This window comes from Paractinoplanes toevensis, assembly GCF_018332695.1.
Lineage (GTDB): Bacteria > Actinomycetota > Actinomycetes > Mycobacteriales > Micromonosporaceae > Actinoplanes > Actinoplanes toevensis.
Genome location: NZ_BOQN01000052.1, coordinates 121,417 through 147,910, shown reverse-complemented (window position 1 = coordinate 147,910; position 26,494 = coordinate 121,417). Strand labels below are relative to the sequence as shown.

Sequence of the window (26,494 nt, the reverse complement as noted above, 5' to 3'; positions counted from 1 at the left end):
CCCGCTGATCCGCTATGCCCGCTGTCGAGGTGACCACAACGCAACAGACCGCGAATGTGTCTGTAATCGTGTCCCGGATTATCTTGGACGCAACTGTTCGACCGGGGTGACGATCGTCGCTCGACTGGAGGCGTCATCGGTGGTTGATCGTCCTTACACGCTCTTGAGCTGCGGCATGTCCATCGACGGCTACCTCGACGACGCCGCGCAGGACCGCCTCCTGCTGTCCAATGACGCCGATTTCGACCGGGTCGACGAGGTGCGGGCCGGCTGTGATGCGATCCTGGTCGGCTCCAACACGATCCGCCAGGACGATCCGCGGCTGATGATCCGCTCGGCGGAGCGCCAGCAGGCGCGGGTGACGCGTGGCGAGCCGCCACATCCACTGAAGGTCACGGTGACCGGCAGCTGCGCCATCGATCCGGCCGCCCGCTTCTTCGCCCTCGGCGACGTCGACAAGCTCGTCTACTGCGCGAGCGCCGCGGTCGGGTCCGCCCAGGAGCGGCTCGGCGAGGTCGCCACCATCATCGACGCGGGCGACCCGGTCGACCTGGCTCTCGTCATGTCCGACCTGGCCGCCCGGGGCGTGCGCCGGCTCATGGTCGAGGGTGGCGGCAGCATGCACACCCAGTTCCTGACGGCCGGGCTCGCCGACGAGTTGCAGCTGGTCGTCGCCCCGTTCTTCGTGGGTGACTCGCGGGCGCCGCGGTTCGTCAGCGACGGTGACTTCCCGTGGGGCCCCGGTCACCGGGCGCGACTGGCCGGGGTGCGCCAGATCGGTGACGTGGTGCTGCTGCGGTACGCCCTCTCCGACCGGTTCCAGGACGAGTAACGGTGGTGTGAACAACACCAGCGATCACGCGCCGGTGCGGACGAGCTCGCGCCGCTCCTGCGGCACGGCGTAGCCGACGGCGGGGGACACCGGCGCCACCGCCCGTACGGCCTGGGTCGTGGCCACGACCCGGACCCGCGTGACGGCCCGGACCAGCACCACGATCGCGCCCGGCAGGGCCGCGACGAAGGCGAAGACGCCGTAGACGACGGCGATGGTGAGGCCCTGCGAGGCGCTGAGGCCGGCCGCGCCGAACGCCCACGCGGTGACCGCCTCACGCGGGCCCCAGCCGCCGATGTTCAGCGGCAGCGACATCGCCAGCAGTGCGAGGAGCATCAGCGGGGCGAGCTTGAGCAGCTCGGCCTGCGAACCGGCCGCCCGGGCCGCCACCACGAACGTCGCCAGGTGACCGGCCAGGACGACGGTCGAGGCGAGCGTGATGCCCGGCCAGTTACGGCGGGCGAGCAGGCCGGTGCGGATCTCACCGATCGTGGTCCGGATCGCGCCGGCCACCCGGGAACCGCCCTGCCGCAGGCGGCGGCAGGCGAGAAGAACGAGAACGCCGGCGGCGGCGACGGCCAGGCCGACCGTCGCGGCGACCGCGCCGTGCTTGTCCAAAAGCGTCAGAACGGGCGACGGTACGGTGACCAGAACGGTCACGCCCACACCGATCAGGACGATCTGCCCCGCCGTGCGTTCGAGGACCACCGCGCGGACGCTCTTCGCGACGTCACCCTCGTCCCGGCCGTGCTTGACCGCCCGGTCCACGTCACCGATCACGCCACCCGGCAGGGCCGCGTTCAGGAACAGCGCCTTGTAGTAGTCGGCGATCGCACCGCGCAACGACAGCCGCAGGCCGAGCCCGCGGGCGACGAGGCACCAGCGCCACGCGCTGAACACGGTCGTGACGACACCGATCGTGAACGCGGCGGCCAGGGCCGGCCCGTCGATCACCCGGAGTCCGTCGAGGAACGCGCCGGTGCCGAGCCGCCACAGCAGCACCGCGAGGATCGCCGCCCCGCCGAGCAGCCGCAACCATGGCCAGATCGATCGCGTCACTTCGCCGTCCCCCTCAGTTCGCCCGTCTTCCCCTAGTACGCCGGGACGGACCGAAAGGGTTCAGCCGAAGATCGCTAAAAGATCGACATGTCCGACCGTCGCGGTCGGAAGGTGCTCGAGTCGCCCCGCCAGATAACGATCGAACCGCAGGTCGGGCCGCTGGTCCTGGGCCGCGGCCACCCATCCGCGCAGCCATTCCGCGGTGAGTTCGGGCAGTTCCGGTCCCAGCCGCCAGGGACTCGGCCGGGTGACGACGGTCGCACCCGCCTTCTCGAACGCGGCCTTCGCCACGTCCGGCGCGTCCGGCCCGAGCAGCCGGCGGCCGCCGACGGTCCGGCGCTGATGCGCGTTGAACGCCGCCTCGACGGCCTCGTCCTCGGCCTGCCCGGGTTCGAGGGCAACCGTGCCGGCCACCGACAGCGTGAACAGCGCCGGGGTGCCCGAGGCCGCGCAGACCGCGGCCAGATCGCCCACCTCGTCCTCGGTGAGCAGGTCGAGCAGGGCCGAGCAGGTGACCAGGTCGGTGTCCGCGAGGTCGGCGGCGGTGAGCTCGGTGACGTCACCGAGCGAGGTCTCGACGGTCACCCCCGCGAACGGCATGTTCGCCGCCGCGTACTCGAGCAGCACCGGGTCCCGGTCCGCCATGATCCAGTGCTGCGGCCCCGGCAGCTGCGGCGCCAGCCAGCGCCCGAGCGACCCGGTCCCGCAGCCGAGGTCCCGGACGGTCCGGACCGGCTCGGGCAGCAGGGCGACGAGGTCGCCGGCGCGGGCCGCGGCGTCGGCGGGCTCTCGCAGCCCCAGCCAGGTTTCACTGAACTCTCCGGTCATGCGGCCTCTCCTCGGGTTGATTCGTACGCCTGCGGCTCGTGGTCGGGGCGTCATGCGCCTAGGGCAGCGTTGATCTGCCGGGCGGTGTCGGTCCAGGTCGGGAGGGTTTCCCGGCGGGCGGCGGCGGAGGTGCGCAGTGCCTCGCGAAGGGCCGGCTCGGTCAGCCAGCGGCGCAGTGCGGTGGCCAGCGCGGCCAGGTCGTCCGGGGGGATCAGCAGGCCCGGGCGGGTGCCGTCGGGGGCGTGGCCGAGGGCCTCGGAGACGCCGCCCACGTCGGTGGCGATCACCGGGAGGCCGTGGGCCAGGGCCTCGGTCACCACCATGCCGTAGGTCTCGGCGCGGGACGGAAGGACGAAGAGGTCCGCGTTCGCGTAGGCGGCGTCCAGATCGGAGCCCGCCTTCGGGCCGGTGAAGTGGATGTTCGCGCTGCTGTGCGGGACGGGGCGGGTCAGGGCACCGACGAACGTGCACGTCCAACTCAGGTCGGCGAGATCGCGTTCCAGGACGGTGACCAGCAGATCCTGGCCCTTGCGCGGGGTGACCGAGGCGACGCAGAGCAGGCGGTGGCCGTCGGCGGCGGGGGTGGCCGGAGGAGCGGGATCGACTCCCGGCACCGCGACCGCGACATCCGTCAGGCCGTGCATGTCGGAAATGCGCCGGGCGGCGGCGTTGCTGGTGGCGATCACCCGGGTGGCGAGGTGCAGCGTCGCGCGCTCCTTGGCGCGCAGCCGTGCGGCCTCGGCGGCATCGAGGCCGGTCTCGTCGCTGAGCGGCAGGTGAACCAGCACGATCAGCCGAAGCCGCCGCCGATGCGGTTCCAGAAGTTCCGGCACTCCGCAGGCGACCAGCCCGTCGATGAGCACATCGGACATATCCGGAATGTCGGCGAGCGCGCGCCCGAGGGCCGCCCGCGCCGGCGCGGCCGGCACCGGCCACGAGCCGCCAACAGCAATCTCATGCACCTCACGCACCGCGCTGCCGCCGTCAGGCTGCGATTTTGTTGAGCTGGTGCTTGGAGAGGGCGCGAACTCCACAAGATCGGGGGCGGTGGAGAGCAGGGTCAGGATCTTGCGGTCGTAGCGGTTGCCGCCGCTGGGGGCGGCCGGGTCGTCGATCCCGCCCGGCAGCACCGCCCACAGCGGGGTCGTCACAGAGTGCGCTCGTAGCTCGCCCAGGCCACGTGGGACTCGTGCAGGGTCACCGAGATGCCGGTCAGGCCGGCGGCGCCCGCGCCGAGGTCACCGGACGCCACCTTGTCGGCCAGGCGGTCGGCGATCACCTTGGCCAGGAACTCGGTGGACGTGTTGATGCCCTTGAAAGCATCCTCGTCGTCCAGGTTGCGGTAGCTCAGGGCGCCGCAGATGGTGCGCAGCTCCTCGAGGGCGCGGCCGATGTCCACCACGATGTTGTCGTCGTCCAGCTCGGGCCGGCGGAAGGTCGCGTCGACCACGAAGGTGGCGCCGTGCAGCTTCTGGGCCGGGCCGAAGACCTCGCCGGTGAAGCTGTGGGCAACCATGATGTGGTCGCGGACGGTGACGCTGAACAAGTGCTACTCCTCGGGGTAGTCGATCACGTGGCAGAGGGCGGGAAGGCTACCGTCCGCCAGGCGGGGCATCACGTCGGGCAATTCGGCGAACGGTGTCCTTCCGGTGATCAAGGCCTCGAACGCCGGGTTCGCCAGCAGCTCCAGGGACAGGGCGAGCCGGTCGGCGTAGCTGCGGCGGCGTCCGGGAACGATGTTCCCCACCTGGCTGCTGCGAATCGTCAATCGTCGGGCGTGGAAGAACTCACCCAGCGGGACGCTGACCTGTTTGTCGCCGTACCAGCTCAGCTCGACCACCGTGCCCTCGTGGGCCAGCAGCTCCAGGGACCTGGTCAGGCCGGCCGACGTGGCACTGGCGTGGATGACCACGTCGCAGTCGCCGTCGGCGTCGGCCGGGTGCGCGAACGAAACCCCCAGGGCGGCGGCGGTGCGGGCGCGCGCGGAATCCACGTCGACCAGCTGAACGCGTACGCCCGGAAGCGTCGCCGCGATGGCGGCGACCGAACAACCCACCATGCCGCCCCCGACCACCGCGATTCTGTCGCCGATCAGCGGGGCCGCGTCCCACAGCGCGTTCACCGCGGTCTCCACCGTGCCGGCCAGAACAGCACGATGCGGGGGTACGCCGTCCGGAACGACGGTGACCGCCGACGCCGGTACGACATATCGCGTCTGATGCGGGTAAAGGGAGAAGACAGTTCGGCCCAGCAGGGCGGAGGGACCGTGCTCGACGACGCCGACATTCAGGTAGCCGTACTTCACCGGCGCCGGGAAATCGCCCTCCTGGAAGGGGGCGCGCATCGACTCCCACTGGCTCTCCGGGACGGCGCCGGTGAAGACCAGGGTCTCGGTGCCGCGGCTCACCCCGGTGTGCAGGGTGCGGACCACCACGTCGTCCCGGCCCGGAACCGGCACCGGCGACGAACGGATCTCTCCCCGCCCGGGGGAGGCCAGCCAGAACGCCTGTGCGTCACCCGACATGGGCTGTCTCCTCAACTACTGAACCGAATGCCGCCGCTGCTCGTGTTAAGCGCTGACAGCGGCAACACTACGCAGCCGATCTTGCACTGGAGGCACGGTGACACTCGCAGCGACCCCGTCGGCGCCCTCGCGCGGCCCGATGACCGGCCTGGCCGCCCAGCTCATCCTGCTGGTCGCGCTGGCCGCGACGCTCGGGCTCACCCCGGCCGGCCTGGCCGCCGGTGCCGGCTACGGTCTCGTGCTCTGCGTGCTGCTCGCGGTCGGATTGCAGCGGGCCAGGATGACCCGGATGGGCCCGGCCAACGTGGTGACCTTCAGCCGGGCGATCCTGGTGGGCGGGGTGACCGCCCTGGTGGTGACGTCGTTCGCGCACCCGGTCAGCACGCCCGCGCTGGTCGCGGTGGCCGGGGTCGCCCTGGCCCTGGACGGGGTGGACGGCCAGGTGGCCCGCCGCACCGGCAACACCACGGCGCTGGGTGCCCGGTTCGACATGGAGATCGACGCGTTCCTGATCCTGGTGCTCAGCGTGTACGCCGGTGATCGCTTCGGCTGGTGGACGGTGGCGCTCGGCGCCTACCGGTACGTGTTCGTCGCCGCCTCGTGGGCCCGCCCGTGGCTCAACGCGGCGCTGCCGTACCGGTTCTCCCGCAAGGTCGTCGCGGCCCTGCAGGGCATCGTCCTCGCCCTGGTCACCGCCGACCTGCTCCCGCACCTGCTGGCGGTGGCCGCCCTGGCCGTCGCGCTCGGCTCGCTGACCTGGTCGTTCGGTCGCGACACGCTTTGGCTGTACCGGGCCTCCCGGGTCCGCGCGGCGGCCCGCGAGCGCTGGTCGGCCCCGGCCCGCCAGCCCGTCCTCGCAGCCTGACCCAACCGGACAGGCCACCGGCTCTAGGCGATCCGGGCGATCGTCGACGGCGGCGGGGCCGGCACCGCGTCCGGGTGGAAGATCGCGGCCAGCGCCTCCACGCCGGTGACGAGGCGGGGTCCGGGACGCACGATCAGGGCATCGCCGTCGATGGCCCAGACCTGGGCGTTCGGGAAGTGCGGCGGCACGGCGGCGGCCTGGGCGGCGGCGCCGTCGAGGTGGAACCCGCACGGGGTCACGACCACGATGTCGGGCTCGGCGGCGGCCAGATCGGCGTACGAAATCTGCACCGAGCGTGCCCCGCCGCGGGCCGCCACCGGATCGCCGCCCGCCGCCGTCACCAGATCGGGCACCCAGTGCCCCGCGGTGAACGGCGGGTCCACCCACTCCACCACCGCGACCCGGGGCCGCGGCCGGCCGGCCACGGCCGACGCCACCGCGGCCAGGCGCCGGCGCAGGGCCGCGACCAGCGACGAAGCCCTTTCCGGTACGCCCGCGGCGGCACCCACCCGCAGGAACGTGTCGAGGACCTCGTCGAGCGAGTAGGGGTCGAGGGACAGCACGTCGGCGCGGCAGCCCAGATGTTCGAGGGCCTCGTCGACGTGGTCGGAGGGCAGCGCGCAGACGCGGCAGAGGTCCTGCGTGAGGATCAGGTCGGGGCGCAGCGCCGCGAGGGCGCCCGCGTGCAGGGTGTAGAGATCGTCACCCGCCGCCATCTGCTCCTTCACGTAGGCGTCGATCGCGGCCGGGGTCATGCCCCGGGTGTCGCGGCCGCCGACCACCACCGTCTTCTCGGTGCGGGCGGCCGGCGGCTCGTCGCACTCGAACGTCACGCCGACCAGGTCGTCGCCCAGCCCCAGCGCGTAGACGATCTCGGTCGCGGACGGCAGCAGGGAGACCAGGCGCATGGCCCCATCCTGCCCTGACGGCGACCGCGGCCCCCACCGCGATCGCCGCCGGACTTCCCTTACGCCGGAACCACATCGCCCGGGCCGGCCCGAACGTGAGCGGAATCGGCCGAAAGTTGCAGACGGGTTCGCGGATTCGGTCCCCGGACCGATGCGGCGCGGATCGCCCGGAGCCGATGCTGTGCCTACCCGCCGGACCAGCATGGGGGAAGAACATGACCACGGCACCGCTCGCCCACACCGACGTGATCGTCCTGGACTACCTGGCCGCGCTGTGGGCGCAGAGTGACGATCTCTCGCCCGAGCAGCGCGACGAGCTGATGAACACGGTGGCGGACTACATCGCAGCCCGCCGCGTCGCGGCGGTCGACCCGCTCGAGGACGCCGCATCGATCGTGCGGCGGTTAGGGCCGCCCGAGGACCTGGTCGCGGCGGTGCGAAGAGGTGCGCTTCCGGCTCACGTACGCCTCCCGGCGCTCATTCCGCCGCCTCCGCCGCCCGTCCCCTCGGTGCGGACCGGCGGCGGTGCGGCCGAGTACACGGCGATCGGGATGCTGACCGCGGGCGCGTTCGTGCTGCCGGTGATCTCGCCGTTCGCCGGGATGCTGCTGGCCACCGCGTCGCCGCACTGGACGCCGGCGCAGAAGACGGCGGCCTGGACGGTGACCGTCGGGTCGGTGGCGGCCGGGTTCATGCTCACCGTGCTGCTCAGCGCGATGGCCTTCGGCGGCGCCTTCGACCTGCTGCTGATCTACCTGGCGATGTGCATGGGCTCGCTGTTCGCGGGCGGCGTGCTGCTGGCCGGCCTGCGCCTGCGATCCAGCTGAACACCGCTCCGCGGCCAGGCCGTGGTCCTGCGGGTCTCCGGGTCAGCGCCTGAGTCGGCGGTCCAGCCAGGCGAAGGCGTCGTCCTGCATCTCCCGCACGAAGACGTGGCCCAGCTCCGGCCAGATCGTGGTGCGGAGGCGGTGCCCGGCGTGCTGCGACTCCCAGACCGCGCGCATCTTCGCGTACGCGACGGCGACGCCGGCCGGGGTGAACAACGGGTCGGTCGCGCCGTCGAGCAGCATCATCGGCCGCGGCGCGGCGAGACTCGCGACGTCCGGGATGTCGAGGTAGCGGTACAGGCCCGGGTGCAGCATGTAGAACGCCGACTGGCCGCGCAGGGTGTTGTTGCCCGGGACCATCATCTCCTTCAGGCCGGTCATCCAGCAGGCCGCGACCGTCGCCGCGATGTCGTCCGACAGGGCGGCCACCTGCCAGGCCCGGTACGCGCCCATGGAGAAGCCGACCGCCGCGATCCGCCGTTCGTCGATCTCGGGCAGGGTGGCCAGCATGGCCGCCGCGCGGACGTCCTCGCGTGCCAGCAGCCCCGCCAGTGACGAGCCGAGGTTGAAGAAGTTGGCGGCCAGCGCCTGCTGCCCGTCGTAGGCGAGGCCGCCGCGGTCACCCCAGCCGAGTGCGTCGACGGCGAGGACCGCGTACCCGCGGGAGGCCAGTTCGTTGCCGACGAACCGGCCGCTGAAGTATTTCTCCGACCAGGCCCGGGCCGACACCAGCCGGGTGTCGTCGTACCACGGCTCGATCAGTTTCTCCTTCCCGATGTCGAACTTGGCGCCGTGGTCGTGCAGCAGCAGCGCGGCCGGGAACGGGCCGGGCCCGTCCGGCACGAGCATCGTCGCCCGTACGCGGCTGTGCCGGGTGACGTTGAACAGGACCTGGCGCTGCCGGTAGCCGTCGCGGGCCTTTTCGTCGACGATCTCGACGTCGAACGGGCTCCGGTCCACCGGCTGCCACAGCAGCTCCTCGACCTTGGCCCGGGCCTGCCGCTTCCAGGCGCCGAAGTTGCGGCCCCGGCGGCTGGCCCAGGCCAGTGGGAAGTCGAGCTCGGCCTTGAGCTGCTCGGCGAAGACCGGCATATTGCCCTCGACGACGGACGGGCTCTCAAATCCGGCGGCCGCAAATCCGGCGGCATCCGCTGCGGCGGACGCCCGTGCCGCGGGGGCCGGAAGCTGACTCGAGGCCAGGGCGAGGGCTGGCAGTGTGACGAATCCACGCCGCTTCATGTATTCCCCTTTGTCGATGGAATGTCCAGCGTACAAAGGGAGGACCGGCGCTAGGCCGGCTGGCGTCCGCGGGCGGCGTGGCCGACGATCTCGTCGATCACCTGTTGCCAGACGGCGGCCGGGGGGAACTCGTGGCCGACGCCCTCCAGCCAGACCAGGCGGCTGCCGGGGATCTCGGCGGCCAGGGCGTGGGCGTGCTCGGCCGGGAACATCGGGTCCAGGGTGCCGTGCAGGATCAGGGTCGGTGCGGTGATGCCGCACAGCGGCCGGCGCAGCGGCGGGCCGGTCTGGCAGCACCAGTGGTTGAGCTGGGTGGCGGCCATGTCGTTGGTGCGGTCGAAGATTCGCTCGGCGAGCCGGCGCAGGTGGGCGTCGCCGGCGGTGAAGAGCCCGCCCAGCGTCTTGGTAGCGGTGATCATCCGCTCGACCGACGACTTCCGGTCGGACCAGTCCGGCATTTCCGAGATGTCGCCGTCGGTGGTGGCGACCGGGGAGCCGGGGCCGGAGACCGAGGCCTCCGGGGGCGCGTCGTCCGATTCCGGTGCGGCCCCGAGCGTGGTGGACATCAGGGTCAGCGACAGCACGCGGTGCGGGCGCTCGGCGGCGATCCGCTGGGCCAGGGCGCCGCCCATCGACAGGCCGACCACGTGCGCCCGGTGGATGCCGAGCGCGTCGAGCACGCCGAGCGCGTCGTGGGCCAGGTCCACACCGGAGTACGGCGGCTCGCCGGGCGGGAACGACGTCGACCGGCCGGTGTCCCGATGGTCGTAGCGGATCACGAACCGGCCGGCCGCGGCGAGGCGGCGGCAGAATTCGTCCTCCCACCAGTCCATCGAACTCGCGCCGCCCGCTATCAGCAGCAGGGCGGGATCGGCCGGATCGCCGAAGGTTTCGAGACAGAGTTCGATTCCATTCACCGGCAAGGTCTCCGCCACCATCGCCCCATTGTCCGGCATCACACTTGACAGCCAGGTTAAAACTCGATCACCGCCACGTACGGGATGCTTGAGATTTCCTTAACCGGTTCGGGTTAGATACGTGCGTGCTTCCCGACATTTCCGAATTTATGCTTATGCGTACTCAGGACGACGCCCCGTTCGAGGGCGTTCCGGTGCCGGGGCTGCGAGCCTCCTACTTTCACCGCGACGAGGACGGTCGCACCGCGACGGTCGGCTGCTACTTCCTCGGCGACCGGGAGATCCTGCGCGCCTGGGGTTACGCCGACGAGGAACACTGCCGGCACAACGCCGTCCGGGGCCGCGACGGCTGGCACCCGGCGGCCGACGGCTGCCCCGAGGTGGAGCTGATCCGGGACGGCCAGGCCGCCGTCATCGGCCTGGCCGTCCGGGCGCCTAACGGTGAGTGGGTGCGGGCACCGCGGCCCGGGCCTGCTGCCGGACAATCCGCAGCGACACCGCGGTGAGGCCGAGGGCGATCACGAAGAGTGTCAGGTGCAGGTAGGGGTTCGCGATCGGCACGAAGCCGATCACCGCGACCGGTATCTGCACGACCGCGATCAGCGCGGCCAGCCACCACCGGCGGCCGCCGGCCCACAGCAGCGCCGTCCAGACCGGCGCGGACACCACCACCAGGGTGAGTGCGTCGAGGACGGCGTGCAGATAGGTGCTGTGGACGTTGTTGTGGGCGAAGGCCTGGGCGGGCGAGGCGATCCAGAGGGCCGCGACAAGGGCGGCGACGAAGACAGCGGCACGACGCATGGGATCCTCCAGCGTGAGTCAACCGTTGCTCTGAGTAACCACCGTACGGAACGGGCGTCAGGGTCGTAAAGCCCCGGCGACGAAGTCGAACGCATTCGGCACACATCGCGACCAGTAGCCGAAGTTGTGCCGGCCGTCCGCGTACCCGCCCGCCGCGGGCCTCTCCGGCAGCCGTTTCTCCAGCGCGCGCACGTTGTAGTAGAGGCTGTCCTGCTTGCCGCACCACAGGCCGACCGGGGTGCCGCGCAGCAGCGAGGCGGCCACCGAGACGTCGTCGCCGGGCCGCACGGCGGGGGAGAAGGCCGCCACCGCCCGCGCGAACCCGGGGTACGCCTCGGCCAGCAGCAGGGCGCCGTACCCGCCCATCGACCAGCCCCACACCGCCATCCGGGTGGTGTCGTAGCCGAGCTTGCGGCACCACGCCGGGAGTTCGTCGTGGACCATCCGCTGCGGGTCGTCCCCGCCCGACGGGCGCCAGGCTAGGCGGTCGCCGTCCGCACCGACCAGCACGAACGGGGGTGCTCCACGGCGTACGGCATCGGTCAGGAATTTCCCCAGCCCCAGGCCGGCGAAGTCGGCCGGCCGTTTGCTCCCGCCGTGCAGGATCAGGCAGACCGGCAGGCCGTGGCCGTCGCCGTGGCCGGCCGGAACGGCCGTGTAGACGTCGACCGTCCGGCCCCGGGCGGCCGAGGGTAGGTGCAGAAGCCGCTGCTCGCCGGCCGGTGCCGCCGGTATCACCAGGTCTTCCTCGGCCAAACGGCGGCGGTAACCGGCCACCGTGGCGACCGTCACCACCGCTGCGCCGCCGCCGAGCAATATTCGTCGTCTCATCGCCCCCACAACGGTGATATGTCCGCTGGCGTGACGTTCCTAAGCTCACGGCATGCGCAGGTTGGGAGCATTCGTCGTGCTGATGGCGTTGCTTGCCGGTTGCGGGGGCAGCGTCGCACATGCCGAGTCCCGCGCCCGGGTGACGACCCGCCTCCTGCTGCTCGCGCGGGGTAAGGACCGCCCGTTGCCCACCACGATCTGGTCCCTCGACGGGCTGACCGGAAAGCACCCGGTCGTGTTGTTCAGCCACGGCCTCGGCGGCCTGCCCGCGCAGTTCGCCCCGCTCGCCGCGACCTGGGCGCAGGCCGGTTTCATCGTGGTCGCGCCGGCCTACCCGCACACCAACGCGAAGGTCCGGGTGGACCGGGCCGACGTGCGCAACCAGCCGGCCGACGCGGCCTACGTGCTGCACGCGGCCGAGCGGGCGGATCCGCGGATGGACGCCGCCCGGGTGGTCGCGGTCGGGTTCTCGGCCGGCGGCACCACGACGCTCGGGCTGCTGCGGGCCGGGCACGACCCGGGGATCGTGGCGGCCGTGTCGGTGGCCGGGCGCCGCCCGCCTTCGGCGTTCGGCGGCCCCTCGGCCGACGTGCTGTTCATTCATGGCGACCGGGACGGGACGGTTCCGCTGAGCGCCGGGCGTGCGGCGTACGCGGCCCTGCCGTGGCCGAAAACCTTCGTGACCGTCCCGGCCGGTCGGCACGGCGACTACCTCAAACCGGGCCGCCCGGGTTACCCGGCGGTGTCCGCCCGCATCCTCGCCTTCCTCCAGCAGCAGGTTTAGCACTTTCACCCAGAGTGGCACTCCCGGCCGGAAGACTCATCCGTTCGGGCAGGTCACCACTGAGAGTGATCTTGCCTAGGCTGCACCGGTGCACTTGACCCACGTAGCCATGGCCGCAGCAGTAACAGTGAGTGTTGCCGGCGTGTCTTACCAAGCGTTAGATCCGGCGGAGCTGGTGGCCCACGCGCGAGTCGTCGCGAACCAGGCGTCGTGCCGCACCGTCGACACGGCGATCGTCGCGTACGTGGCGCTGAACGACGCCCAGCCGGAGTCGATCGACGACCTGGCCGGGTACGTCAAAGGCGACATCACCGCGTATTCGGTGGCCGGGGGAGTGGCGACCGGCCCCGGTTGCTGATTGTTTGTCGCCCGGATGCGCGGTCCTTGCGCCCAAGACACGCCGCGAGCCGGGTCGCACGTGCAGGATGACCTGGTGGAGACCGATCTTCAGCTGGCCCACCGCGCCGTGCTCACCGGCGCCGCGGTGGCGTTGCCGCACTTCAGTGCCCTGGCCGACCTGCCCCGCGAGCTCAAGGCGGACGGCAGCGTGGTCACCGCCGCCGACCGGGCCACCGAGACCGCGATCCGCGACGTGCTCGCCGCGGCCCGCCCGCACGACGCCATCCTCGGCGAGGAGCATGGTGCCAGCGCAGGCCCCGACGCGTCCCGCCGCTGGATCATCGACCCGATCGACGGGACCGCGCTGTTCGTGGCCGGCGACGACCGCTGGCTGATCCTGACCGCCCTCGAGGAGGACGGCGAGATCATCGTCGGCGTGGCCGCCCACCCGGCCCAGGGCAGCGTCTTCTGGGCGGTCCGCGGCGGCGGCGCCTTCGAGGGCCGGATCGTCGGCGGCCGGGTGGTGGCCGCGACCCCGCTGCGAGTGTCCGACGGCCCGGAGGAGCTCGAGGGCGCGCGCTTCGCGGCGGTCCCGGAGACGTGGGCGCCCAACCTGGTCGGCCCGATCGGCGAGGTCACCCCGCCGCTGCCGTGGCCGGTGCACCCCGGCCTGCTGGTCGCCCGCGGCGACCTGGACCTGGCCATCCAGACCGGCGGGCAGATCTGGGACTTCGCCGCGACCTCCCTGATCCTCACCGAGGCGGGCGGCTCGTTCAGCGGCCTCGGCGGGCGAACCAGGCCGGGGCCGGGGGCGTCGCTCTACGCCCGCAGCGACGCGCTGCGCCTGGCCACCCTGGAGCTGCTGGCCGACGCCCGGCACGCGGCCTCCCGCACCTGACCTTAGAACACGTCATGCAGGGTGGGCCGGCGGACTAGCATTCCCACCATGCCTTCGTCCGTGGGGTCGGTGTCCGACCTGATCGACGCCGTCAACCGACGCCAACAGGGCGACCAGGATATTTTGTGGTTTCGGGGCCAACGCGACGACCGCTGGGATGTGGAGCCTTCCATCCGCCGTGGTTACACGCCGCTCGACGAACGGAATTTCACCAATCGTTTCCGCTCCCGTGCCGCCATTCGATACAGCCCGGCCCCGGCCTACGACGCTCATGCCGCGTGGCTGGGTCTCATGCAGCATTACGGCCTGCCCACCCGGATTCTTGACTGGACCCGATCGCCGCTGGTGGCGGCGTATTTCGCGGTGGAGCACCGCCTCGCCGACATGGTCGATTCCTCGCCGGGTGCCGATGCGGTCATCTGGGTGCTTCGTCCGCACGCCATGAACAGAATTCACCCGGATACCGACGTCACGCCGTCCATCGACGCCGTGATGTGCAAGGAACTGCTGGCGCCGGCGTTCACCGACAACGCGGCCGAGCCGAATACCGTCATGGCGGTGATGGCGGCGGAGACAGATCTGCGGATGTTCGTTCAGCAGGGCTGCTTCACCATCCACTCCGATCCGACTGCGCTCAACCGGCTGAACCGCAACGCGGAATTCATCGAGAAGCTGACCGTGCCGGCCGCCGACATCGCGGGCCTGGCGCATGAGGTCTCCGTCTGCGGATTCCGCGAAGGCGACATCTTCCCCGACCTGGGTCACCTCGCCCAGGAGCTGCGGCACGCCTATCCGCCGCACGGGGCCGCCGCGACACCCTGACCAGTCAGGGCGCCGGGCCGACGCACGACTAATACTTACGGTCGTTGATGTATTGGTCGACGTTCTCTCGGAAGAAGACCGTTTCCCGGGTGTCCACCCGCTTGGGCACGGGGATGCCGAGGAACACGTCCTGGATGAGTTCCATCAACTGCGGGCCGACCAGCGGGTTGCATTCGGCGATGAAATTTATCTTTCCGTTGGACAGTGCCACGAGACCGTCGTGGATCGCGTCGATGGTGGCGATCTTGATGTCTTTCCCGGGTCGTTTGCCGGCCTCCTCGATGGCCGTGACGGCGCCGAGACCCATGTCGTCGTTCTGGGCGAAGACCACGTCGATGTCGTCGTGCGACCGGAGCAGCTCGGCCATGACGCGCTTCCCGTCGGCCCGGGAGAAGTTCGCCGTACGGGACGAGATTATTTTGAATTTGGTGTCGCCGTCGATGCCCTCCAGGAAACCGGCCCGCCGCTGGATCGCCGGGGCCGAGCCGGGAGTGCCGCTCAACTCGACGACGTTCACCGGGCCGGGCGCCTTGCGGAATTCGTTCTTCGTCCAGACCGCCGCGCTGATTCCCTCGCTGATGAAGTCCGAGCCCAGGGACGACGTGAACAGCGACGGGTCTTCCGTCCGGATTGCCCGGTCGGTCAGGATCACCGGGATTTTCGCGGCCTTGGCCGCGCGGAGCACATCGTCCCAGCCCGCCTCCACCACCGGGGAGAAGGCGATGACGTCCACCTTCTGCAGGATGAAGCTCTGGATGTCAGAAATCTGTTTCTGCTGGCTGAGCCCGGCCACCGAGAAGATCAGCCGGACGTTCTGGATTCTGGCCGCGTCCTGGATCGATCGCGTGTTGGCGGCCCGCCAGCGGCTCGATTCCCCGATCTGCGAGAAGCCGATGGTGATCTGGCCCTTCCGGGCCGGCTGAATTTCCGCGTCCGAATTGTTCGTGCAGGCCGTCAAGGCCGTCGCTATCAACATGATGTGCAGTGCGGCGGCAATCGGTTTGAGCATGGTTCGTCCCCCGTTCGTCCCATCGCCATGCCGTGACAAGACCGGGCCAGGGGGAGTGGCCCTTGTGCCGAATGCCGGTATGTTTCACCGGCATTTCAGCCATGGCAAGAATGGATGTTAACGCTCTCAACCGTCGAGTCAAGGCTCCGGCCACTGTGGAGGCTCAGGGGCGAGCGATCAGGACGGCCACCACCGCGACGATCGACAGCGCGATGCCGATGAAGCCGAAGATCCGGCCGATCAACGCCGGGGTCACCCGCGGACCGCCCGGTTCCGGGCCGCCACCGCGGCTGGCGATCACCGCGAGCAGGCCGAGCAGGAAGCCGATGCCGCAGACCGACATCGGCACCGAGGCGATGCCGAGGACCAGCGCGATCCGGCCGGAGGCCGGGGTCGCTTCCGGCGGGAGCGGCGGCAGCTCACCCCAGGCGTACGCCGGTGGCAGGTCGGAGATCTGCAGTCGCAGCTGGGACGCGTGGGTGGCGGTGCCGACCGCGGTCACCCGGGCGTCGTAGTCGCCGACCGGTAGCACCCCGGCCTCGAAGGCGTTGCCGAGCAGGCCGAGCACCTGGGTGCGCTCGGCCGGACCGACCCGGTGATCTCTCACCACGTCCGGGAAGGTATCCCGCCTCGGCCCGGCCCGGCCGGGGTTCGGCGATAAATCCGGCTTACGGGGCGTGCAGGGTGATCGTGGTCCAGGCGCCGACGTGCACCTGGTCGCCGCCCTTGAGCTGCCGGGTCTGGCCGGCGCCGAGCGGCTGCTGCTCGGCGTTGAGGTAGGTGCCGTTGGTCGAGCCCAGGTCGGAGACCAGCCACACCCCGTCCACGCTCAGGGTCAGCAGCGCGTGGCTGTGCGAGACGCCGGGGTCGGAGTCGGCCAGGTCGATCTCCGGGTCGGTGCCCTTCGACGTGCTGCGCCGGCCGATGCGGACCTGCGGCGCGGGCAGGGTGACGGTGCGTTCCGGTGCCTCGGCCGGGAAGGTGACGCCCTCGATCGCGTTCTCCTCGAAGTACGCCCGGTCGGCCGCGATCGTCGCCGTCCACTGCCCGGTCACCGGGGTCGCCACGGCCGGGGGCGCGGTCAGCGTAGGCACTTTGCCGGTGCTGTGGTCGTACCCGCAATCCTCACAGAAGCGTGACGCGCCCGCCCGGGGTGCCCCGCAGTGGGGGCATGGCGGCGAAGCCGCGGCCGGGGCCGCGGCCGGGGGCGCGGCCGCGGGGATCGACGCCGTGCCGCCGATCTTCGCGCCGCACTCGTCGCAGAAGTCGTCGGTGCCGGACGCATGCCCCTTCGGGCAGGTGTAGGTGGTCACTGGGCCCGCCCGACCCGGACGGTCTTGGTGGAGCGGGTGTCCAGGGCCATCTCGTCGGCGGCCTCGACCTTGCGCCGCAGCCGCACCGTGCCGGTCGCCGCGTCCTCGATGTCGACGACGGTGGCCAGGAGTTCCTCGGTGGCCTTGTTGCCGCTGGCGTGGGCGAGCTGGGCGGCCCGGCCGAACTTGATGGTCGCGGTGCGGTCGTCGCCGGCCTTGCGGGCCTCGATGCCGGCCTGGATCGTCTCGGCCAGCTCGGCCTGCCCGGTGTAGTGGGCGACCTGCCGGTTGATCCGGGTGGAGAGCGCGGTGTCCTCGGTCCACACCGCCCGGACCAGGGACTGCGCGTGCACGGTGTCGCCCTCGACGACCGAGATGCGGGCGGCGAGCATCTCGTCGCCGGCCGCGCCGGGCTGCACGTCGACGCAGACGTGGTAGTCGCGGCTCTCGGCACCCCAGGAGCCGAGCGGGTAGCGGCCGGCCCGGGGGCCGTCCTCGACGCGCTTGCCGGTCAGGTCGGCCACCTCGGGCTCGACCTGCTTGACGAAGCGGACCGTCGAGTTGACCGGGGTCCACACCTTGAGCTGCACGTCGGCGCTGGTCTTGCCCATCGCCTTGGTCATCATCTGCTCGAACGCGGCGGCCAGCCCGGCCGGGTTGGCGACGATGTCGACGGTGCCGAGCAGCGCGTCGGCGATCTTGCGGAGTTCGGAGACCTTCCAGTTGACCCCGACGCCGCGGCTGTCGCAGGTGAACTTGCCGGCGATCGAGGCGAGGACCTGCTCCAGGTAGCCGGCGCGCTCGCCGTTGTCGCCGTCGGTGAGCAGGATCGCGTGCGCGATGTCGCCGGGGCGCTGCGCGAACAGCTGGGCGGCGAGCAGCAGCCAGGCGCCCATCGCGGTGCCGCCGCTGGCCTGCAGCCGGTCGATCGAGCGGATCGCCTCGGCCCGCGTCTGCGGTGCGGAGACGGCGAGCTGGCCGGGGGCGGGGAACAGCTGCTGGGCGGTGCTGACGCCGGCGATGATGGCGAAGTGGACGCCGTCGTCGATGCACTCGACGGCGGTCTTGGCGGCCTGCCGGGCGGCGTGGATGCGCCCCTCGGCCTGCATCGACCCGGACGCGTCGACGATGATGATCTCGGTGGCACCCGAGGTGCGCCGGCCGCCCTCGGCGCCGGACGACGTGACCGTGACGATCGCGTTGACCTCGGTCGCGCCCAGCGCGAGGAATTCGTTCTGGAAGGCCTCGGCGGTGTACGGCATTCCTACTCCTTGAGATTGCTGACGGGCACGAGCGCGACCGTGATGTTGTCTGCGCCGCCGGCCTCGTTCGCGAACGAAGCCAGACCGCGGGCGGCATCGATCAGAGTGCCGCCCTCGCGCAACCTCTCCCGCACCACGGCACCGAAATCGGCCGGGTCGGTGAGGTAGTTCCACAGACCGTCGCTGCACAGGATCAGGTGACCGGGGCCGATCACGGTGAACGCGCCGGTGCGCGGCTGCACCGGCCCGGCGTCGGCGCCGAGCCACGCGGTGATCGCGTGCGCCTTCGGGTCGCGCATCGCGGCCTCCGGGTCGGCGCCCATCGAGATGGCGTGGGTGGCCCACGAGTCGTCCTCGGTGAGTTGCTCGGCCGGTCCTTCGGCGGGCAGCCAGTAGGCCCGGCTGTCACCGACCCAGCCGATGTTGATCTCGGTGCCCCGGACGGTCGCCACCACGATCGTGCAGGCCGGGTTGGACGCGGCCCGGCGCGGGTCGCCGTCCTTGACGAGGTCGGCGACCGCGTCCTTGGCGGCGAGGATGGCCTTGGCCACGTCGGGTGCCGCGCCGAGCAGCGCGCCGGCGGTGTTGACGGCGGCCTCGGACGCGACGTCGGGGTCGAACGACGCGGAGACGCCGTCGCTGACCACCACGTCGACGTCGGTGCCGCGGACGGCCAGCCACATGGCGTCCTCGTTGCGGTGGTGCCGCCGGCCGCGGTCGGTGACGGCGGCGGCGATGTCGCCGCAGTCGCTCTCCAGGTGGTCGCGGGGGCGGCCGGCCAGCATCCCGCAGCGTTCGCAGTAGCCGTCGGCGCCTACTCCGCCGGGGTAGCCACAGTTCGGGCAAGGGTCAGCGACGGCGAGAGAGTTCCCGCAGGCTTCGCAGAACGCCGCGCCGGCGGCTCGCTCGTCGGCGCACGAGGCGCAGTCCGTCATCGTCATGGTGCCTCGTTCCAGTTACGTGCGCGTCCGGGGGCGGGACGCGTTCGCGAGATCCACCAGGCGGATCCGTTCGGGGCCGTGCGCGGCCTGGGCCATCTCGCGGTAGGCGGTCTCCAGGGCGAACCGGACGTCGCGCTCGCGCACCTCACCGCTGCGGGTCGGGCCGAGCACGGCGGCCGGCAGCGCCCGGCCGCTGGTCACCGACTGGAGGGCCTGTTCGAGCAGCTCGGCGCGGAGTGCGGCGAGCTGCGCCGCCTCGATCTCGAGGCGTTCGATGAGGGCCGCGGCGGCGGCCAGCGAGGTGACGTCGGCGGCGGCCGACGGGTGCGCCCGCACCAGGGCGCGGACCGCGCCGACCTGCGAACTGCGGTAGGCCGACGAGGTGCCGGGCACCCGGTTGTACGCCTCGACGGCGCCACTGCGGTCGCCGGCGCCGAGCCGGCAGCGGGCCAGCCCGGCCGCCGCCGTCGTGTACGCCGGGTCGGTGCGGCTGACCACGTCGTAGTAACCGGCCGCGGCCGGGTCCCCGGCCAGTTCGAGGGTGAGCCCGATCGCGAGCTGCGGGGCGAGTTCGCCGGGCAGCGCCGAGTACACCGCGTCGAACCGCTGCCGCGCCTGGTCGTAGCGCTCGTTCGCGAGCGCGAGCAGGCCGTCGTACCAGGCGACCCGCCAGTCGGCACCGTCCGACGCGAGCAGTTCGTCCCGCTTGGCCGCGGCCGGGCCGAGGTCGTTGTCGCGCACCCCCAGGTCGATGTGGGCGCGCAGTTCCCGCAGCCGGACCTCGACGGTGTCCTCGGGCGCGTTCGCCAGCAGCGCGAGCACCTCGGCCGGGTCGGTGACGGTGACCGAGGCCAGGAACGCGGCGGCCGGGTCGGTCAGGTCGATCATCGGGGTGGGCAGGTCCTGCCAGCGCGGGAGGTCCGCCTTCAGATCGGTGCGCAGCTCGCCGGTGAACAGTCGCGAGGTGCTCGGCCGCGGCTTGCCGTCGGCGGCCGCGAGCACCTGGCGCAGGACGCCGAGCATCTGGTCGGTCATCTCGCCGGAGTCGACGAACCGCTCGGCCGGGCTGAGCATGGTGGCCCGCTGCAGCAGCCGGTAGAACGACTCGTAGCGCTGGTAGACCTCGAATTCGCCGCGCTCCGGCAGGCTGTCCTTGAACGTGCTCTGGTAACCCCGGAAGTCGGTGGTGAGCACGGCCAGGGTGCGGCCGATGGTGAAGATGTCGGAGGCGATCGACGGGCCGTCGGTGGCCATCTCCGGCGCCTGGTAACCGACGGTGCCGTAAAGCGCCGCGTCCATGTCGTCGATGTGCACGACACCGCCGAGGTCGATCAGCTTCATCTGGTCACCGGACTGGATCACGTTGTCCGGCTTGAAGTCGCAGAAGATCAGCCCGCGGTCGTGCAGGTAGCCGAACGCCGGCATGATCTCCAGGACGAACGCGAGCGCCTGGTCGACCGGCAGCGGCTCGGGCCGGCGCTTCTTGAGCATGTCCTTGAGTGACTGCCCGCCGACATACTCCATCACGATGTAGCCGGCGCCGTCGTGCTCGACGAAGTTGTAGATCTTGACGATCGCCGGGTGCTCGACTTCGGCCAGGAACCGCCGCTCGGCCACCGCGGCCGCCAGGGCGTCCTCGTCGCCGGAGTTCAGCAGGCCCTTGAGCACCACCCAGCGGTCCGAGACGTTCTTGTCGACGGCCAGGTAGATCCAGCCAAGACCGCCGTGTGCGAGGGCGCCGACCACCTCATATTGCCCGCCGACCAGGTCGCCCTTGACCAGCTTCGGGGTGAAGTTGAACCCCTCGCCGCAGGACGGGCAGAAGCCGGAGGTACGCCCCTCGCGGTCGCCGCGGGCCCGGCCGACCGGGTTGCCGCACTTCGCGCAGTAGCGCTTCTCCTCGGGGACCTCGGCCTTCGCCATCACGGCGGTGGCCGGGTCGGCCTGCACGATCGGGACGACGTCGACCAGGCCGCCGCCGAACCGGCGGCGCCGCGATCCGGTGCGGGAGCTGCCGGTCCGGCCGCTTCCTCCGGTACGGGTGGACAGCGCCGCCGTCCGCTGTGAAGGAGCGGTAGCCCGGGTGGCGGTTTTCACCCCGGCCGCCGGAGCCATCCCGCACGTGTCGCAGTAGCCGTCCTCGATGGTTCCGGGACAGTCACGTTCGCACTTCATCGGCCTTCCCTCGCGATCGTGGCGGTGAGCGCATCCTGGTAGGCGTTGACGGCCGCGCGGGCCGCCTCAAGATCACATGGTGCCGTGTATAACGCAGTGCGGGCCTTCTCGGCCAGGGGAGTCAGCTCGGTACTTTCGCCGAGGCCGCGGCGCAGCGCCTTCGCCTGGTAGGCGTCGAGGCGTCCGCGCAGCTCGTTGCGGGTGCTCAGCAGGCCGGTGTTGTGCGCGGCGGCCTGGTGCAAACCGGCCAGGCGTTCCCGGGCGCGGCGGGTCCAGTCGGCCAGCTTGGCCCCGATCAACGGCCAGTGCCCGGCCGCGGCCAGCGCGTCGATGGCGGCCAGATCCGGGCGCAGGTCCGGTCCGCGTACCGTCCGGATGTCCTGATCCCGGAAGCGGTCCGCCGCGGCCTCCGCCGCCTTGCCGGCGGCGTTCGCCGCCTCGGTGAGCTCGGCGGCCAGGCGGCGGGCGTCGGCCAGCCGCTGGGTGAGGGAATCCCGCAGCTCGGCGACCGAGGTGCGCTCGGCGTCGGCCCGGGCGACCAGGGAGCGTACGGCGTCCAGCTCGGCCGGGTCCACGCCGAGCGGATCGCTCGCGAGGGTCTTGGTGAAGGCGCCGAGCCGCCGGTCGGCCTCGTCGATCGTGGCCGTGCCGCTGCCGGCCAGCCGGACCAGCACCCGCACGTTGTCCACCGCCGCGGTCGCGTCGGCGGCGGCCGGGAGCAGCCGTTGCCACACGTCGCCGGCCTGGGTCACCACCGACACCGCGGTGCGGAACGCGGCCTCCATCGCCGACAGCAGCTCGGCCGGGGAGCAGGTGGTGTGCACCTGGCTGTTGCCGAGCAGGCCGCGCTGGGCCAGCGGAACGGTCGTCGTGGACAGCGTGATCGACCGGCCGAGCACCTGGTGCTTCAGCTCGGCGCGTTCGGTCTCGCTGAGTTTGCGCTGGTCCCGCTTCTGCCGCGCCTGGCCGGTGAGCTCGGTGAGCATGCGGTAGCCGTCCCACAGCTGGGTCAGCGCGTCGGTGGCGTCGGCCCATTCGGCGGCCGTTTTTCCGGTGAGCCGGGTCTTGTCCAGATCTTTGCGGGCCGGGTTGTCGTCCAGATCGACCAGGTTCGCGGCTATCGCGGTCAGGGCCGTCTCGAGGCGGAGCAGCTCGGCGTCGGCCGGCGCGAGGTCGGTCATCGGTACTGCGCCGCCGGCGGCTTCGGGGCCGCGCCGAAACTGCCCAGCCATTTGTTGTACGTGGCGGTCCAGGTGCCGTTGGCCCGGTTCTTCTCCAGCACCGCGTTCACGAACCGGGTGAACTCGGGATAGTTCTGCGACAGAGCCATGCCGTACGGCTCCTCGGTGAATTTCTCCCCCACCACCTTGGCGTACGGGTCCTGGGCGGCCATGCCGGCCAGGATGGTGTCGTCGGTGGAGATCGCGTCGACCTCGTTCTGCTGGAACGCCACCAGGCAGTCGCCGAAGGCCGGTTTCGCCACCGCGATCGGCTTCGTCGTCACGGCCTGGATGTTGAGGAACGACGTGGAACCGGCCGCCGAGCAGACCTTCTTGCCGCCGAGGTCCTCGATCTTCGTCGCCTTCGAGTCCTTCGAGACGAGTACGCGCTGGCCGGCCTCGTAGTAGATGGTGGAGAAGTTGACGTCCTTCCACCGGGAGCAGTTCGCGGTCATCGTGTCGGCGACGACGTCGACGTCGCCGTCCCGCACCGAGCTCACCCGCTTGTCGTACCCGATGACCTTGATCTGCAGTTTGTTCGGGTCGCCGAAGATCGCCTGGGCGAGCTGCCGGCCCATATCCACGTCGAAGCCCTCGACCTGGCCGTTGAACGGGTTGCGGGAGGAGAACAGCAGGGTGTCCTGGCTGGTGCCGAGGATGAGCCGGCCGCGCTTCTGGATCGTGGCCATGTAACTGCCGGCCGGCATGTTGCCCGGCTCGGGGAGTGCACCGGACGGCCGGAGGCTGGCCCGCGCGTTGCACGAGGTGTCCGGGGCGGCGGCCGAGGTGCTGGTCTCCGGTGCCGGCTGGGCAGTGCTGCCGGGCAGCGGGGACGCGTCGCCGGAACACGCGGCAAGCGCGAGGGTCAGCGCGGCCGTGGCGAGGGTGGTGATCGTGCGGCGCATCAGCGGTACTCCTCCAGCCGGGCCCGGATGCCGGCGAACGCCAGCGCGCAGATCGCCAGGGCCACCAGGGGCCCGAGGATCGCCAGCACGACCAGGCCGCCACCGGCCTTGTCGATCTCCGTGGTGAACGCGTCCTTGCGCTGGTCGAGCGCGGTGCTGAGGTCGGCGGTGACCTGCTCGAACTTGGCCGTGGTGTCCTTGCCGACGGCCAGTTTCACCGCGCCGTCGTAGTTGCCGTCCTGCCCGTCGAGCTTGCGGATCTGCTCGTGGGCGGCGGCGTAGGCGTCGTAGCTGCCCGACGTCGCGCCGGGCAGGTAGGTGTTGCTCAGGGCCGCGCGCAACCGCGGGTCCGCGGCCTGCCAGCGTTTCTCGGGTTCGTCGCTGCTGCCGTGCATGGCCAGGGTCAGCGCCTCGTCGCCGCGCTCCTGCAGGGCCAGGATGCGAGCCTCGGCGAGCTGCGCGACCGGGGTGGAGCCGGTGTCCTCGGCCTGGTTGAGATGCCGGTTCTGGGTCAGCAGGACGGTGGCGGTGCCGAAGCCGAGGAGAAGGGTGAGGACGGTGGCGGCCACCAGCGGAACGTTGAACGTGCGGTGGGTGTGCCGGCTCAGGTACCGCTGGGCCAGCAGCAGGGCGCCGAGCAGGACCAGGATCAGCAGCGCGAAGAAGCCCGACCACCAGCCGCCCGCCGCATCGCCGTACCCGTCGCGGACCTCCTGCTGCGCCGAGTCGAACAGCTTCTTCGCCTCGGGCAGCAGGGTGGTGCGGTTGAGCTCCGAGGCGGACGACAGATAGGACGATCCGACCGGGAGTCCCTGGCGGTTGTCGGCCCGGGCCGTGGCCACCAGCGCGGTGTAGCGGGCCAGGCCGGTCGAGATCGACCGCACCGACTCGGCGGCCGCGCTGCCCTCCGGGGTCAGCCGGGCCGCCTCGGTGAGCGCGGTGGTCGCCCTGGTCAGGTCGTCGTTGTAGCGGTCGGTGAGCGTGGCCGGTTCGAGGCCACCGGCCAGGAACGCCTGGGCCGCCGTGGTGTCGGCGTCGGCCAGGTTGGCGTAGATCGTCTCGGCCTCGGCCAGCAGCGGCTGGGCGCGGTTGCCGAGATCGGTGGTGCCGGCCTGCGCCTGCTGGCCGGTGATGCCCGCCAGGAGACCGGTGAGCAGGCCCAGCCCGATCAGGGCGGCCAGCATCAGCTGAAGCCGGCCGGGCGACGTGCGCCGCAACGCTTTCAGCCGCGTGACCGGGCCGCGTCCTGCCGTCCGCGTTCTGACCTGCGTTGCCGGCGTGGGCCGGGCCTCCAAGGCTGTGCTCAAGCTTCCTCCGTCGGGCCGTGCCACCGCCCGTCCTACTGTGCGGTATCCGCGCAAGGCGCCGAGTCTACGGACGGGCGGCGCCCGGCGGGGTCCCCCCACCGGGCGCCTCCGGCTGACCGTGTGTGCTTAGCTCAGCGCGCGCTTGAGCAGCTTTCCGGTGGCCGTCATCGGCAGCGACTCGACGATGGCGACGACGCGGGGGTATTTGTACGCCGCCATCTGCTCCTTGCCCCAGGCCACGAGCTCGTCCTCGGTGACCGTGGCGCCCTGGTTGAGGATCACGAACGCCTTGACCTCCTCGCCGTGACTCGGGTGCGGCACCCCGATGACCGCGGCCAGGGAGACCGCCTCGTGCGTCATCAGGACCTCCTCGATCTCCCGCGGATAGACGTTGAAGCCACCCCGGATGATCATGTCTTTGGCCCGGTCGACGATGTAGTAGAAGCCGTCCTTGTCGCGCCGGCCCAGGTCACCGCTGCGGAACCAGCCATCCTTGATGACCTCGGCGGTCGCCTCCGGCCGCCCGTAGTAGCCGCGCATGATGTTGTGGCCGCGGATCGCGATCTCGCCGATCTCGTCGACGCCGTCGATGGTGTTCCACTGCTCGTCGATCAGCTTCACCTCGACACCCCAGATCGGAATGCCGATCGAACCCGGGCGGGGCTCGCTGTTCGGGTCGCTGAACGTGGCCACCGGCGAGGTCTCGGACAGGCCGTACCCCTCGAGGATGGTCACCCCGAAGCGTTCCTTGACCGCTTTGATGATCTCGACCGGCAGGCTGGACCCGCCGGCCACGGCGACCCGCATGTTGCTCGCGATCCGCTCGACGTCGACGCCCTCGGTGAGCGCGTTGAGCAGCCCCCAGTACATCGTCGGCACGCCCGCGAAGAACGTCACGTTCTCCTTTTCCAGCAGTTGCACGGCGGCGGCCGCGTCGAACCGGGGCAACAGCACCAGCGTCGAGGCGGTGGCGAAACCGGCGTTCATGTTCACCGTCGAGCCGAACGAGTGGAACAGCGGCAGCACCAGCAGGTGCGTGTCGGTGCCCGGGCTGCTCCGGAACAGCCGGTTGCAGGTGAGCGCGTTGAGGATCAGGTTGGAGTGGCTCAGCTCGGCGCCCTTGGCCTGCCCGGTCGTGCCGCTGGTGTAGAGGATGACGGCCGGGTCGGTCTCCGGCAGCAGCACCGACTCGAACACCGGCGGCCTGCCGTTCATCCCCCGGCCGAGCGTCTCGGCGCCCTCGACCGTGCTCGGCGCGGCCGGGTCGGCGGTGATCAGGAAGAAGTGCTCGCAGCCGTCGGTCTGCTCGAACCCGGCGTGACCCTCGGCGCCCATCGGCAACTCCGGGGTGCCCTGGAAGCAGAAGTAGGCCTTGGCGTCCGAGTCGGCCAGGTGGTACGCGATCTCGCGGCCCTTGAGCAGCACGTTCAGCGGGACGACCACCGCACCCGCCTTCAGGATGCCGTAGTAGACCACCGGGAAGTACGGCAGGTTGGGGCAGGAGAGGGCGACCTTGTCACCCGGCCGGATGCCCCGCTCGACCAGCAGGCCGGCCACCTGGTTGGCCGCCGCGTCGACCTGGGCGTAGGTGAGCCGCGTTTCCCCGAGGACGACCGCCACCCGCTCCGGATAGTTGCGAGCGCTGTCCTCCAGCAGGACGGAGAGGTTGAGCATGCCGTCGTTCCTTCCATGATCCCGGTGTGGCCCCGGTCTCATTCGAGCATGCCGGGCCTACCTGTAAGAACCCTCCGTTTCGCCGGTGTTTCACGTCTGCGCCGGGCCTCGGGGCTTGCATGATCGCTGTAACCTCTGCTCCGCCGCGCCGGATCGTCGATGATCCATGGCTTCTCCGGGTTTCTGCCGGGCGGCTGGGGACTTCACCGGAGGG

28 protein-coding genes are annotated in these 26,494 nt (G+C 71.3%); 8 read left to right on the top strand and 20 right to left on the bottom strand.

Annotated features, from left to right (window positions below; translation table 11 throughout):
• Positions 1-139: 139 nt before the first annotated feature.
• Positions 140-832 carry a RibD family protein gene (locus Ato02nite_RS20440; RefSeq protein ID WP_213008174.1) on the top strand — a complete coding sequence of 231 codons (693 nt, stop codon included), beginning with the start codon at positions 140-142 and terminating at the stop codon, positions 830-832.
• A gap of 24 nt (positions 833-856) precedes the next feature.
• Here Ato02nite_RS20440 and Ato02nite_RS20435 read toward each other — a convergent pair whose 3' ends face one another.
• From Ato02nite_RS20435 to Ato02nite_RS20415, 5 genes are read right to left on the bottom strand one after another with little or no spacing between them, the layout of a single operon-like run.
• A complete protein-coding gene (locus Ato02nite_RS20435) occupies positions 857-1,891 on the bottom strand; it encodes a lysylphosphatidylglycerol synthase transmembrane domain-containing protein (RefSeq protein WP_213008173.1) in 1,035 nt (344 codons plus the stop codon).
• Between the two features lie 60 nt (positions 1,892-1,951).
• Positions 1,952-2,719, bottom strand: coding sequence for a class I SAM-dependent methyltransferase (locus tag Ato02nite_RS20430; protein WP_213008172.1), 768 nt, complete (start codon positions 2,717-2,719; stop codon positions 1,952-1,954).
• Positions 2,720-2,769: 50 nt separating this feature from the next.
• Positions 2,770-3,870 (bottom strand): glycosyltransferase family 4 protein, encoded by a 1,101-nt coding sequence (locus Ato02nite_RS20425; protein ID WP_213008171.1) that lies wholly within the window; start codon positions 3,868-3,870, stop codon positions 2,770-2,772.
• A complete protein-coding gene (locus Ato02nite_RS20420; protein ID WP_213008170.1) occupies positions 3,867-4,265 on the bottom strand; it encodes a 6-pyruvoyl trahydropterin synthase family protein in 399 nt (132 codons plus the stop codon). Before Ato02nite_RS20420 ends, Ato02nite_RS20425 begins: the two co-directional genes overlap by 4 nt.
• A gap of 3 nt (positions 4,266-4,268) precedes the next feature.
• Complete coding sequence (locus Ato02nite_RS20415; protein ID WP_213008169.1) at positions 4,269-5,243, bottom strand: zinc-dependent alcohol dehydrogenase; 975 nt, start codon at positions 5,241-5,243, stop codon at positions 4,269-4,271.
• A gap of 97 nt (positions 5,244-5,340) precedes the next feature.
• Here Ato02nite_RS20415 and Ato02nite_RS20410 point away from each other — a divergent pair, with 97 nt between their 5' ends.
• Positions 5,341-6,108, top strand: a complete 768-nt coding sequence (locus tag Ato02nite_RS20410) for a CDP-alcohol phosphatidyltransferase family protein (protein WP_246607245.1) — start codon at positions 5,341-5,343, stop codon at positions 6,106-6,108.
• A gap of 23 nt (positions 6,109-6,131) precedes the next feature.
• Here Ato02nite_RS20410 and Ato02nite_RS20405 read toward each other — a convergent pair whose 3' ends face one another.
• The gene (locus tag Ato02nite_RS20405) at positions 6,132-7,016 is read right to left on the bottom strand and encodes a cobalamin-binding protein (protein WP_213008168.1); all 885 of its coding nucleotides are present in this window, start codon (positions 7,014-7,016) and stop codon (positions 6,132-6,134) included.
• A gap of 215 nt (positions 7,017-7,231) precedes the next feature.
• Here Ato02nite_RS20405 and Ato02nite_RS20400 point away from each other — a divergent pair, with 215 nt between their 5' ends.
• Positions 7,232-7,843: an HAAS signaling domain-containing protein gene (locus Ato02nite_RS20400; RefSeq protein ID WP_213008167.1), complete on the top strand. Its 612-nt coding sequence runs from the start codon at positions 7,232-7,234 to the stop codon at positions 7,841-7,843.
• 42 nt (positions 7,844-7,885) lie between these two features.
• On the opposite strand, the gene Ato02nite_RS20395 is transcribed toward Ato02nite_RS20400, so the two are convergent.
• Positions 7,886-9,082 (bottom strand): dienelactone hydrolase family protein, encoded by a 1,197-nt coding sequence (locus Ato02nite_RS20395; protein ID WP_213008166.1) that lies wholly within the window; start codon positions 9,080-9,082, stop codon positions 7,886-7,888.
• Positions 9,083-9,132: 50 nt separating this feature from the next.
• Positions 9,133-9,999 carry an alpha/beta fold hydrolase gene (locus Ato02nite_RS20390; protein ID WP_246607244.1) on the bottom strand — a complete coding sequence of 289 codons (867 nt, stop codon included), beginning with the start codon at positions 9,997-9,999 and terminating at the stop codon, positions 9,133-9,135.
• Positions 10,000-10,154: 155 nt separating this feature from the next.
• Between Ato02nite_RS20390 and Ato02nite_RS20385 the strand changes: the two genes are divergently transcribed.
• Positions 10,155-10,505, top strand: coding sequence for a hypothetical protein (locus tag Ato02nite_RS20385; protein ID WP_213008164.1), 351 nt, complete (start codon positions 10,155-10,157; stop codon positions 10,503-10,505).
• Here the strand turns inward: Ato02nite_RS20385 and Ato02nite_RS20380 are convergent.
• Entirely contained in the window at positions 10,435-10,800 is a 366-nt protein-coding gene (locus Ato02nite_RS20380) for a hypothetical protein (protein ID WP_213008163.1), read from the bottom strand. The genes Ato02nite_RS20385 and Ato02nite_RS20380 overlap by 71 nt on opposite strands.
• A 57-nt stretch (positions 10,801-10,857) precedes the next feature.
• Complete coding sequence (locus Ato02nite_RS20375; protein ID WP_213008162.1) at positions 10,858-11,631, bottom strand: alpha/beta hydrolase; 774 nt, start codon at positions 11,629-11,631, stop codon at positions 10,858-10,860.
• Positions 11,632-11,683: 52 nt separating this feature from the next.
• Here Ato02nite_RS20375 and Ato02nite_RS20370 point away from each other — a divergent pair, with 52 nt between their 5' ends.
• The 4 genes from Ato02nite_RS20370 to Ato02nite_RS20355 all read left to right on the top strand — a co-directional run bounded on the left by Ato02nite_RS20370 (position 11,684) and on the right by Ato02nite_RS20355 (position 14,474).
• Positions 11,684-12,415: an alpha/beta hydrolase family protein gene (locus tag Ato02nite_RS20370; RefSeq protein ID WP_213008161.1), complete on the top strand. Its 732-nt coding sequence runs from the start codon at positions 11,684-11,686 to the stop codon at positions 12,413-12,415.
• Between the two features lie 142 nt (positions 12,416-12,557).
• Positions 12,558-12,773 carry a hypothetical protein gene (locus tag Ato02nite_RS20365; protein ID WP_246607243.1) on the top strand — a complete coding sequence of 72 codons (216 nt, stop codon included), beginning with the start codon at positions 12,558-12,560 and terminating at the stop codon, positions 12,771-12,773.
• 75 nt (positions 12,774-12,848) lie between these two features.
• Positions 12,849-13,652, top strand: a complete 804-nt coding sequence (locus Ato02nite_RS20360) for an inositol monophosphatase family protein (RefSeq protein ID WP_246607242.1) — start codon at positions 12,849-12,851, stop codon at positions 13,650-13,652.
• Positions 13,653-13,700: 48 nt separating this feature from the next.
• A complete protein-coding gene (locus Ato02nite_RS20355) occupies positions 13,701-14,474 on the top strand; it encodes an FRG domain-containing protein (protein WP_213008159.1) in 774 nt (257 codons plus the stop codon).
• Positions 14,475-14,502: 28 nt separating this feature from the next.
• Here Ato02nite_RS20355 and Ato02nite_RS20350 read toward each other — a convergent pair whose 3' ends face one another.
• The 10 genes from Ato02nite_RS20350 to Ato02nite_RS20305 form a co-directional block, all read right to left on the bottom strand.
• On the bottom strand, positions 14,503-15,483 hold the full coding sequence (locus Ato02nite_RS20350) for an ABC transporter substrate-binding protein (protein WP_213008158.1): 981 nt from the start codon (positions 15,481-15,483) through the stop codon (positions 14,503-14,505).
• Between the two features lie 163 nt (positions 15,484-15,646).
• Positions 15,647-16,093 (bottom strand): DUF1707 SHOCT-like domain-containing protein, encoded by a 447-nt coding sequence (locus Ato02nite_RS20345; protein WP_213008157.1) that lies wholly within the window; start codon positions 16,091-16,093, stop codon positions 15,647-15,649.
• A 58-nt stretch (positions 16,094-16,151) separates the two neighbouring features.
• Positions 16,152-16,796, bottom strand: coding sequence for an FHA domain-containing protein (locus Ato02nite_RS20340; RefSeq protein ID WP_213008156.1), 645 nt, complete (start codon positions 16,794-16,796; stop codon positions 16,152-16,154).
• Positions 16,793-18,058, bottom strand: a complete 1,266-nt coding sequence (locus Ato02nite_RS20335; RefSeq protein WP_213008155.1) for a vWA domain-containing protein — start codon at positions 18,056-18,058, stop codon at positions 16,793-16,795. Before Ato02nite_RS20335 ends, Ato02nite_RS20340 begins: the two co-directional genes overlap by 4 nt.
• 2 nt (positions 18,059-18,060) lie before the next feature.
• On the bottom strand, positions 18,061-18,999 hold the full coding sequence (locus tag Ato02nite_RS20330; protein WP_213008154.1) for a PP2C family protein-serine/threonine phosphatase: 939 nt from the start codon (positions 18,997-18,999) through the stop codon (positions 18,061-18,063).
• A 15-nt stretch (positions 19,000-19,014) separates the two neighbouring features.
• Positions 19,015-21,174 carry a serine/threonine-protein kinase gene (locus tag Ato02nite_RS20325; RefSeq protein WP_246607241.1) on the bottom strand — a complete coding sequence of 720 codons (2,160 nt, stop codon included), beginning with the start codon at positions 21,172-21,174 and terminating at the stop codon, positions 19,015-19,017.
• On the bottom strand, positions 21,171-22,355 hold the full coding sequence (locus tag Ato02nite_RS20320; RefSeq protein WP_213008153.1) for a hypothetical protein: 1,185 nt from the start codon (positions 22,353-22,355) through the stop codon (positions 21,171-21,173). Before Ato02nite_RS20320 ends, Ato02nite_RS20325 begins: the two co-directional genes overlap by 4 nt.
• Positions 22,352-23,299 (bottom strand): glutamate ABC transporter substrate-binding protein, encoded by a 948-nt coding sequence (locus Ato02nite_RS20315; protein ID WP_213008152.1) that lies wholly within the window; start codon positions 23,297-23,299, stop codon positions 22,352-22,354. The genes Ato02nite_RS20320 and Ato02nite_RS20315 overlap by 4 nt, the downstream gene beginning before the upstream one ends.
• Entirely contained in the window at positions 23,299-24,606 is a 1,308-nt protein-coding gene (locus Ato02nite_RS20310; protein WP_213008151.1) for a GlnX family signal transduction membrane protein, read from the bottom strand. The genes Ato02nite_RS20315 and Ato02nite_RS20310 overlap by 1 nt, the downstream gene beginning before the upstream one ends.
• A gap of 126 nt (positions 24,607-24,732) precedes the next feature.
• Positions 24,733-26,280, bottom strand: coding sequence for a long-chain-fatty-acid--CoA ligase (locus tag Ato02nite_RS20305; RefSeq protein WP_213008150.1), 1,548 nt, complete (start codon positions 26,278-26,280; stop codon positions 24,733-24,735).
• Positions 26,281-26,494 lie beyond the last annotated feature (214 nt).